This is a genomic window from Acinetobacter sp. YH12076 (assembly GCF_013419525.1).
Taxonomy (GTDB): domain Bacteria; phylum Pseudomonadota; class Gammaproteobacteria; order Pseudomonadales; family Moraxellaceae; genus Acinetobacter; species Acinetobacter amyesii.
Map to the genome: position 1 here is coordinate 1 of NZ_VOZY01000027.1, position 10796 is coordinate 10796.

The 10796-nt window shown below is 38.2% G+C and carries 7 protein-coding genes and 2 pseudogenes; 4 read left to right on the forward strand and 5 right to left on the reverse strand.

Annotated features, from left to right (window positions below):
• The 3 genes and pseudogenes from FTU22_RS15755 to adeS all read left to right on the forward strand — a co-directional run.
• Nucleotides 1–129 (forward strand): annotated as a pseudogene (locus FTU22_RS15755) (IS1 family transposase); the annotation flags it as partial.
• 269 nt (nt 130–398) lie between these two features.
• Nucleotides 399–1127, forward strand: coding sequence for an efflux system response regulator transcription factor AdeR (gene adeR / locus FTU22_RS15760; protein ID WP_032073130.1), 729 nt, complete (start codon nt 399–401; stop codon nt 1125–1127).
• A complete protein-coding gene (gene adeS / locus FTU22_RS15765) occupies nt 1117–2223 on the forward strand; it encodes a two-component sensor histidine kinase AdeS (protein ID WP_032073131.1) in 1107 nt (368 codons plus the stop codon). Before adeR ends, adeS begins: the two co-directional genes overlap by 11 nt.
• Before the next feature lie 103 nt (nt 2224–2326).
• Here the strand turns inward: adeS and FTU22_RS15770 are convergent, their stop codons facing one another.
• From FTU22_RS15770 to FTU22_RS15780, 3 genes are all read right to left on the reverse strand, one after another.
• Nucleotides 2327–3841, reverse strand: coding sequence for an MFS transporter (locus FTU22_RS15770; RefSeq protein ID WP_032073148.1), 1515 nt, complete (start codon nt 3839–3841; stop codon nt 2327–2329).
• A 113-nt stretch (nt 3842–3954) separates the two neighbouring features.
• On the reverse strand, nt 3955–7059 hold the full coding sequence (locus FTU22_RS15775) for a multidrug efflux RND transporter permease subunit (protein WP_270915313.1): 3105 nt from the start codon (nt 7057–7059) through the stop codon (nt 3955–3957).
• Entirely contained in the window at nt 7056–8219 is a 1164-nt protein-coding gene (locus tag FTU22_RS15780; RefSeq protein WP_032073150.1) for an efflux RND transporter periplasmic adaptor subunit, read from the reverse strand. Before FTU22_RS15780 ends, FTU22_RS15775 begins: the two co-directional genes overlap by 4 nt.
• Nucleotides 8220–8645: 426 nt before the next feature.
• Between FTU22_RS15780 and FTU22_RS15785 the strand changes: the two genes are divergently transcribed.
• Nucleotides 8646–9242, forward strand: a complete 597-nt coding sequence (locus tag FTU22_RS15785; RefSeq protein WP_074163998.1) for a LysE family translocator — start codon at nt 8646–8648, stop codon at nt 9240–9242.
• 27 nt (nt 9243–9269) lie between these two features.
• Here the strand turns inward: FTU22_RS15785 and FTU22_RS15790 are convergent, their stop codons facing one another.
• A complete protein-coding gene (locus FTU22_RS15790) occupies nt 9270–10088 on the reverse strand; it encodes an AraC family transcriptional regulator (protein WP_032073151.1) in 819 nt (272 codons plus the stop codon).
• Nucleotides 10089–10339: 251 nt separating this feature from the next.
• Nucleotides 10340–10672 (reverse strand): annotated as a pseudogene (locus FTU22_RS15795) (recombinase family protein); the annotation flags it as partial.
• Nucleotides 10673–10796 lie beyond the last annotated feature (124 nt).

The window sequence follows — 10796 nt, forward strand, 5'->3', positions numbered from 1 at the left end:
AAAGTTTTACGTACTTTAACTGAATCAACCTATGAAATTCAGCCTCAGCAAAGTCATTATGAATCTCTCGAAGTAGATGAGTTCTGGAATTTTGTTGGAAATAAAAAGAATAAACAATGGCTTATTTTTGTTCAAAAGTCATATTTTACCTCGGAGAAACCGGACATTTTTATTGGTGAGAATATAGACACTTTAAATGGGTTCTAACACTCTCGTTTCGTATAACAGCCATTATGTTAAATGAATGATAATTGACATTTTGTTCATTAATACTGATATGCAACGAATTTTATTATATGTCACCCCTCAATTACAAATATAAATGACTGCTCGTCTAATCATCTCCATTACACAATTAAATGTTAAAATGCATAGCTACTTCATCTAAGATAAAATATATGTATCCAAATCTACAGCACAGCTTCGAAAACAGCGTCATTCTCGTTGTAGAAGATGATTATGATATTGGTGACATTCTTGAAAAATACATAAAAAATGAAAACATGCAGGTCATCCGTGCATTGGATGGACAACAAGCTTTAGAGTGCCTAAAAGCCAACTCTATCGACCTGATTCTCCTTGATATTAAATTACCCAAACTAAATGGCTGGGAAATTCTACAAATCATCCGTCAAACAAGTCATTTACCTGTCATTATGCTGACTGCCTTAGATGATCAAGTGAATAAGATCATGGGGCTAAAAATGGGTGCTGATGACTTTATTATTAAGCCATTTAACCCAAACGAAGTGATTGCACGAATACAAGCCGTACTTAGACGAAGTACAAGCCAAAATATGGAAATAACTAATATTATTCGTTATAGAAATATTGAAATTAATCCAGATCATCATCAAGTTTACATTTCAAATGGTCAAAGAAATCAGTTGCTCAACCTTACGTTAACTGAGTATAAGATACTGTTTTTGATGGCAAAAACACCGAATAAAGTCTTTACACGTAATGAATTGATCCAAAACTGTATGCCTGAAAGTGATGCTTTAGATCGCACTGTAGATAGCCATATCAGCAAATTACGCAAAAAACTTGAAGAAAATGATGTAAATGGCTTATTAATCAATGTCCGTGGCGTGGGGTATCGCTTAGATCAAAATCATGAAATTTAACTTTTTTAAAAATTCTGTTGGAATTAACTTCCAGTTTATTATCATGATGAGCCTATTCAATTTAGGCATTACGCTGTTATCTTTCATGATTGGCTATTTTGTTTATAGCTGGGCGATAAAAATAGGTTTTCTAAATACACAAGTTATTAATTCAAATGAATTTTCAGTTACCTCCGTTGACTTTATCTGGCTGTTTTTAGTGCTATTAACAGGCTTTTTTCTTTCTACTATCCTCGCCTTTAAATATGGAAAACGCTATACACAGCCAATTAGTGATTTAGCAGATGTTATTCAACAAATTCAACAAGGCAATTTAGCACTCAGAATTAAACAGCCACATCATGATATTCCACATGAAATCAAGTCTCTTATTGAGAACTTCAATGAAATGGCAAACCAACTTGAAGTATCAGTTAAGAATTCAACTGTTTGGAATGCTGCAATTGCACATGAATTACGAACACCTGTGACAATATTACAAGGTCGCTTGCAAGGTATTGTCGATGGTATATTTATTGCCGATAAAGCTTTACACCTAAGCTTATTGAACCAAGTCGAAGGCTTATCTTACCTTGTGGAAGATTTACGGACACTGACACTTATTGAAAATAAACAATTACGATTAGAACTAGAAAAGACCAATTTAAAAAATAGTATTGAAAAATGTCTGCAGATGTTTAATGAACGGTTTCATGTTAAAGGTTTAACTATTGTTTTAAATTTGACGGATAAATTGGTTTGCGTTGATATAAGAAGGATGGAACAGGTCTTTATTGCATTGTTCTCTAACTTTCTAAGATATTCGAATGCTGGAAAAATAAATATTACATCTGTAACCACAGCAGAACATTGGGTATTGACGTTTGAAGATGAAGGTCCTGGTATTGATGAATCGCATCTTAAACACCTGTTCAAACCCTTCTATCGACTGGAAGACTCTAGATCATGTCTAGATGGCGGTACTGGATTAGGCTTGGCAGTGATTGATGCAATTATTGAAGCACACCAAGGTCATATTTATTATTCTAAATCCAAAAACTTAGGTGGCAGCTGTTTTACTATTCAACTAAATCGTAAGACATCAACTCATTTATAATGTGTTAAGTTCAGATTAATACGGCTTAATTTAAACCATAAATTTAAGATAAATTGATGTCTGAACTTAACCATTCTGTTTGATGATCCTCAAATAAATTTCATCACAATGAATTCTCATCTCGATATTTAGCTAGCATAAAAAATACCACAATGGAGAGTATCCCGATGATAATCCCTGCTGTTAATAATAAATTAACATGAGCTGAACTGAAGGCAATTTTACCTGCGTTAATCAATGCTGTACCTTGTTCAACGGGTAACTGGCTCGCCACTAAATAGGTATCACCAATCGAAAGTCTGGCTTTTTCTGCTAAAACAGCAGTTAAATCTGACGGCACTTGAAGATGACTGCCAAATATATAGGCCATGAAAACACCAAATAAAGTAATACCTAGTCCTGTACCCAGTTCATAACCTGTACTTTCAAGTGAACCTGCCGCACCGCCCTTTTCTGCAGGTACTGAGCCCATGATCGCAATGGATGAAGCTGTTAAACCAATACTCAGTGTTAATCCAATCGAAGCTAAAATAAAGGGAACGATGATTCCCGGATGATGAAAATCTGAATAACTCAAACTGACCAACGCAATTGCTGCCAATATTAATGACATGGTCGCAACCAGACGGAGTCCAAATTTATTGGATAAAAAACCAGCAATAGGCCCGCCAATAGCGGCCGCAACCATAATCGGAACCATAAAAAGACCGGCTTGCAGCGGTGTTAAACGAATGACATATTGCAGCTCCATTGCCAAAGTTAACTCAACCCCTGCCAAAGCGCCTGCAGCAACCATTGCCATAATAATGCCGGCTAAAATAGCAGGACGTGAAAATAGCGAAAGATCTAGCATCGGCTGAGGAGAATTCAGCTGTTTGCGTACAAATATGGTTAATAAGCCGATAGATAAAACGACCAAAGGCAAGACAATCAACAACGACTGTTTACCGCCTAAGCCTGCTTTTAGTGCATATACAAACGAAATCAAACCGACAATCAGCAATAGCGCTTGACCAAATGCCCAATGTCCAGGGGTTATAGCTTCTTTTCGGGACAATAAGAAATAGCACATTGGTGCGACAACCAGCATGATTGGGACGTTAATCAGGAAAACTGAACCCCACCAGAAATATTCTAACAATCCCCCACCAATGAGCGGTCCAATGGCGGCACCGGCTGATCCGATTGTGCCCCAAATACCCAGCGCAATGGCACGTTCGCGACTGTCTTCGAAGGTTCTGCGAATAATACCCAATACACAGGGCATAATCATGGCACCGCCTAATGCTAATAAAGCACGTGCGGCAATCAGCATAGAAGCCGTTTGGGAAAATGCCGCAAGGACTGAGGCAATTCCAAATATAACCAAGCCAATCAGCAGAATCTTACGATTGCCGACACGATCAGCCAAAGTTCCCATCGGAACTAAAAGTCCAGCCATAAGTAATGGATAAATATCAATAATCCATAAGACTTGGTTACTTGTGGCACTCAGCGATTGGGTTAATGAGGGAACCGCAACATGCAGTACAGTCATATCAATCACAATCGGCAGAAATGCAAGCACGACAGCGAGCAATATCCACCAGCGTTTCGGATCAAGATTGGTAGCTTTCATGATTAAACCTATATTGATGGTTTATTAAATCAATTCTGAAATAAAGATGTAAATGAAAGATTTGTTGTGGGCTAAACTCGTTAACCCACAGCTTTTATTCTCAGTTTTGATGCTTAATGTGCCGCTTTACGTTTCGAGAATTTCTCAACCATGCTCATGACGACAATAAAGAAAATCGGTACAAAAATAACAGCTAGAATTGTTGCGCTGATCATGCCGCCAAAGACGCCTGTACCAATCGCTTTTTGAGTTTCAGAACTAGCGCCACTGGCAATGACTAAAGGAATAACGCCACAGGTAAATGCCAAAGATGTCATTAGGATTGGACGTAAGCGCAATTTAGCGGCTGCAACGGTTGCCTCCACTAAACCCATTCCTTCTTCTCTTAGTGCTTTTGCAAACTCAACAATCAAAATAGCATTCTTTGCAGATAGACCAATAATCGTGATCATGCCGACCTTAAAGAAAATATCATTTGGCATACCACGTAACATTACTGCTAAAAAGGCGCCAATCAACCCTAGAGGGACAACTAGCATCACAGAGAATGGAATTGACCAGCTTTCATAAAGCGCTGCCAAGACAAGGAAAACGACTAACATCGACAACAGTAATAAAAACAAGGTTTGTGATTCCGACTGTTTTTCTTCTAGAGAAATCCCAGTCCACTCATAACCCACACCTTTCGGAAGTTGTTCAATCAAATTTTCCATCTCAGTCATGGCTTGTCCTGAAGATATACCTGCTGCTGGACTGCCAGAAATACTCAATGATGGACGACCGTTGTAACGATTGTATTGTTGTGGGGAATGTTGCCAAATTGGAGTAATTATTTCAGACATTGAAACCAATTTACCGCTTTGACTGTTCACCTTAATCTGAAGAATATCTTCAATACTCATGCGTGATTTGGCATCAAGTTGCACAATGACTTGCTGCATACGGTCATGATTTGGAAAATCATTGATATACATCGAACCCATTGAGGTTGAAATAATATCGGTCACATCACTGAAATTAACACCTAATGCCTGCAATTTATCTCTATCAATTTTAAGCTGTACAGAACTGCCATCTGGCAAACCTTCAGGATAGACCTCCGCCACGATTTTACTTTGTGCTGCTAATGCTAAAAGCTGATCTTGTGCTTCTCTTAAAGCAGGCATGCCAATATTGCCACGATCTAATAATCTCAGTGAAAAACCAGATGAGTTACCCAATTCATCAATTGCTGGTGGTAACACAGACATGGTTTGACCTTCTGAACTTTCAGCCATCGCTATATTGGCATTATTCACGACTTCTTGTGCCGTAATAGTACGCTCTTCGAATGGCAATAGATTGGTAAAATACATCGCTGTATTCTGACCAGATCCACTAAAACCAAAACCTAAGACCGCCATATTGTCTTTAATCCCCGTTTCTTGGTCTAAATAATTTTGAAACTCAGCAACGACTTTACGGGTACGTTCTTGAGTTGCATCCGCAGGAAGTTGAATCGAAGTCATAAACCACCCCTGATCTTCTTCTGGCATAAACGCAGTCGGAACGTGTTTAAAACTAAAAATCAGCACAATGACAATGCCTAAGAAACATAACATTGCGAGGGTTTTATGTTTAATTACTTTAAATAAACTGCGTTCATAGCGATTGTTCAGCTTCTCAAAACTGCGATCAAACGATGCAAAAACACCCTTTTTCTGATGGTCTTGATCAATCGGTTTTAACATCGTTGCACATAACGCAGGGGTTAATGTCAGTGCAAGGAAAGCTGAGAATAAAATTGAAACCGACATGGTAATGGTGAACTGACGATAGATAATCCCCACTGAGCCTGACGCCAATGCCATCGGCAAGAATACAGCGGCTAACACTAAGGTGATGCCAATAATCGGATTGGTAATTTCCTTCATGGCTTTAGATGTGGCTTCAACTGGAGATAAGCCTTCTGTCGCCATAATGCGTTCAACATTCTCAATGACCACAATCGCATCATCGACAATAATCCCGATCGCAAGCACCATACCGAACATGGTCAGCACATTAATCGAAAAACCAGCAAGCAGCATGACTGAGAATGTGCCAAGCAATGCAATCGGTGCAACAATCGCCGGAATTAAGGTGTATCGAACATTGTGTAAAAAGATAAACATGACAATAAAAACTAATGCCATAGCTTCAAGCAATGTCATGATTACTTTTTCAATCGAGATTTTTACAAAAGGTGCAGTGTCGTAAGGTATAGAGAATTTCATACCATCAGGCAGTGCTGAACCTAACTGTTCAATTTTCGCTTTAACACCTTCTGCAGTCTTGACAGCGTTGGCACCAGGACTCATTTGTATCGCCACAGCTGTAGAGGCTTTGCCATTTTCTAAAATCGCAAAGTTATACATCTGTGCCCCGATTTCGACACGAGCGACATCCGACAGTCGAACATTGGCGCCATTTTGTTGAGCACGTAAACTAATTTTCTTGAATTGCTCTACAGTTTCTAATTGACCTTGAGCAGTTAAAGGAATAGTAATTTGTTGCCCCGTCAAAGCAGGAACATCACCAATACGACCTGGTGATATCGGCAAGTTTTGGTTTTGGATGGCTGTATTCACATCTTGAATACTCAATCCATAAGAAACCAAACGATCTGGATCGACCCAAATCCGCATGGCTTTTTCAGCACCAAAATTTTGGACTTTACCAACACCGTCAACCCGCTTTAATTCTTCAATCACATAGCGAGTCATATAGTCACTGACATCAATTTCACTATATTTGCCATTCGGTGAACTTAAGCCCACCATCATTAAAAAACCAGACGACGCAGCATCGACCATCAGCCCTTGTTGTCGCACTGTTTGAGGTAAGCGTGACTCAATGGCTTTAATTTTGTTTTGCACATCAATTTGTGCAAGTTCTACATCTGTACCTGGTTTAAATGTTGCGGTGATTGTTGCTGTTCCAGAACTATCTGAACTTGAACTGTAATAAAGTAAGTTTTTGACACCTGACATTTCCCGCTCAATCAAGGTCACAACACTATCATTCAATGTTTTTGGCGTAGCACCTGGATAGATTGCCGTAATACTAATCTGTGGTGGCGCAACACTTGGGAATCGTGCAATAGGTAACTTGGGGATGCTTAGTACACCCAACAGAATAATAAATAAAGCAATCACCCATGCAAAAATAGGACGCCTAATGAAAAATTGGGACATTATTGCTGTCCTCCATTTTCCTTAATATTTGTAGGTTGCCACTGCTTAATTTTTAATTTTTGCTCAGGCTGTATACGATCAGCCCCTTCAACAATGACTTTCTCACCTGCTTGTAACCCTTGTTTGATCACATAGTTATTTTGATAACGTTGACCAAGCTGAACAGGCTTGCTTTGCGCTAAACCTTTTTGATTAACAATCGTAACATTGGCTTTACCACTAATATCATGTTGAATCGCTTGTTCTGGAACTAGGAGCGCATTTTCAACTTGAGCTCGGCTCATATTGACTCGAACATACATGCCTGGCAAAAGTTTTTGATTTTCATTATTGGCTAAAATACGGATTGTGACATCACCCGTATCAGGATCAACTTTAGTATCCGAAAATAGGATTTCACCTGTAACGTTATAAGGTTTACCCTGACTATTTAGGATTTCAACCGTATGTTTGGTATTTGACACGTCACCTTGCTGTAAAGCTTCCTGTAGTTTTTCATAATCACTAATTGATTGCTTTACATCAACATAGACTTTATTAATCTGTTGTATTACGGCCATTGCATTAGTATCACCTTGACCAACTAATGCACCCTCAGTCACTAAGATTTCACCAATCGTTCCCGAGATAGGGGCTGTAACAGTCGCATATTTAAGATTAAGTTGTTGTCTGCTTAACATGGCTTGCATTTGCGCCACATCGGCTTTTGCTTTTTGATAATCTGCTTCGGTATTGTTGTATTCCTGCTGACTAACCGCATTTACTTTTACTAATTCAGTGTAGCGTTTTAACAGCACCTGCAAACGTGTCACCTCAGCTTGTGCACGGTTTAAAGTGGCTTGATTGCTTTTTACATCTGCCTGAAATATTTCAGAATTCAATTTAAAAAGCGGTTGACCTGCTTGCACATAAGAGCCTTGCTTAAAAAGTACTTTATCAACAATTCCACCTACTTGCGGGCGAATTTCAGCAATACGGTAAGCGACAACACGGCCTGGAAGATTTTCAATTAAATTCATGGAATGCGGTAATACCGTGATGGTACTGACAACCGCTGGTGGCATTTCTGTTGGGGACTGTTCAGCATCTTTGGCTTGTGTACAGCCGATTAAAAGTACAGTTGTAATAAGTATTGAACCTATTAAATGATAATGTGTTGACATGCTTTTTCAGAGGGGGGGTTTTAGATACTACTATTTTGAAATAGCAGTGTTTATGAATTGCTGATGTTGTGTGGAGATTGTGTGGAGATTGTGTGGAGAGATTAAAAGATTTATTTTTTAATGACACGCTTAAACAGCGTGGCTTGTAAATTAGTATAAATAATTTTGTTGTTCTACAATTTTGATCGTATCTTAGTTTTTTCTCATAGTTCATGAACTTTAAAATTCTAAACCAAGACTAATATTTATATAAGCAATTGAAAATACAATACATAGTTTCTTTATACACTTATGAAGTGAACTTTAGGTGAACATAAGTTAAATAGAAATTTTTAATTAGTTCAGCACAAACGTACAATCTTTAAGGCCTATAACTCGATACCGTTCTCTCTTTGATGTTTATTGCTATCTAATTGAGTGAACTCTGTGGAAATATTTCTTTATACATTAAGCGTTATGTATAGCCCAGGCCCTGTAAATTTTATGGGGCTAAATTCTGGCCTTACAGGTCAATTAAAAAAGACTATAGGATTTTACCTAGGCATTGGTTTCGCCATGTTGATCTTATTCGTATTGTTTGGCTATATAGGTGAAGCTGTTATTCCACATGGATTGATTCATTATATTGCTTTAGCGGGTGCAATTTATACATTCTACTTGGCTATAAAAATGATTAGGGCGAATGTAGAAACAACTCAACAGCAAGAAAGCCATCTAACATTCTTAAATGGCTTATTTATTCAGTTATTAAATCCAAAAGCCATTCTCGTCATTCTACCTGTTACGACAATTATGTACCCTGCAGCCAAAATCACAGGAATCATGATCTTGATAGTTTCTTTACTGATTTCACTTGGTGCTGTTGGCGCACCATTCACCTATGCTCTGGTTGGAAAAGTATTAGGCAACAAAATTGCTAATCCTATCTGGTTTAATCGGCTAAATAAGCTGATGGGTATACTCTTGATTTTATCAGGGCTTTTTATGTTCAAAGATTTTCTTAATGGAATAAATCTGCTGTAGGACAAATTAGCCGTTCAAATCGAACGGCTATCTTTTAATATTTATCATTTTCCATTGAGTGGGAGTTAAACCAAATGTTTTTATAAAATGTCTGGTCATATGACTCTGATCAAAAAAGCCTGCATTTAAAGCAGCATTAACAATAGACTCCCCTTGAGCAAGGTAGAACTTAACTGTTTCTAAGCGACGCATGATCATATAACGGTGTGGGCTAGTTCCAAATAATAATCGGAAATCACGAGAAAGGCTCCAGCGGTCACGATCAGCATGTTTCTCTAAATCTGACAAACTTAAGTTTTCATGTGGATACGCCAAAATACACTCACGCGCTCTCTCTGCTGCCTTGTAGTCAAATTTTTTGTTTTGGTTAGATGAAGTATCTGAAATTTCACACAGTGTAGTTGCCAAATCAAATAGAGCATCTTCCTCTTCTAGGGTATCCATATAATTATTTATATTATTTAGAAAGCTATCCATTGCCCTAAACAGGCGAATATCATTACTTAAGCCATGTCTGATAAAAGGCAAAGGTTTACCCTTTAAAATGGTTTGGATCATCGCTGGTTCGATGTAAATCATTCTATAGCGATAGCCATCTAATGTTCCTGATTCACCATCATGCTTTTCATCCGGGTGTAGAACCATAGTCATGCCTGGCAAGCTATGTTGCAATGTACCTTTGTAATGAAAGTTTTGAACTCCGGAAAGAGTCCTGCCAATAGCATAAGTATCATGTCGGTGAGGTTTATAAGCATAATTGGAAAGAAATGCTTCAATTCTTTCTAATTTATGATTTTGAGTGGGGGATCTCACAATCCAATTATTTCCACTGGAGAAATCAGGCATAATTGATGGCCAATTTTTCGTAGATTCTATTGTAGATTATTTTTCACTTTTCCTAAAATTAACATAATACACGTTATACGTAATGCTTGATATTTCTCTTTAAATATCATTATATTAAAGCAAGCCGTTCTGAAATATAGGGCACCAGCAGAGCGGCTTTTTATTGATTATTCATGTTCCACGCTTAAAATTCGAACAGTGTTTCATGATTTTTATAAGTTAAACTAAATTTAGTTGCTAATCCCAATAAGCTATTCACTAACTTGTAAATATCGGTATACCGCCTGACGACTAATCCCAAAAGCTTTCCCTAATGCCATTTTCGATGGATACTTCCCCTCCTTCCATGCTTGTCGTAAAGCTTCAGCTTGGTCAGGCTTTAGTTTATGCACCCGACCTTTGTACTTCCCCTGAGCAGAGGCGAGTTTTATTCCTTCCTTTTGCCGCTCTAAAATGATCTCACGTTCGAACTGTGCAAAAGCACCCATCATTTGAAGCATCAAATTATCCATCGGGGTGGATTCGGCTGTAAAAGTAATATTTTCTTTTACAAACTGGATGGCGATCCCTCGTTTGACCAGTTGGCACTGTTGCAAAGTTAGCGATGAGGCAGCCTTTTGTCTTATTCAAAGGCCTTACATTTCAAAAACTCTGCTTACCAGGCGCATTTCGCCCAGGGGATCACCATAATAAAATGCTGAGGCCTGG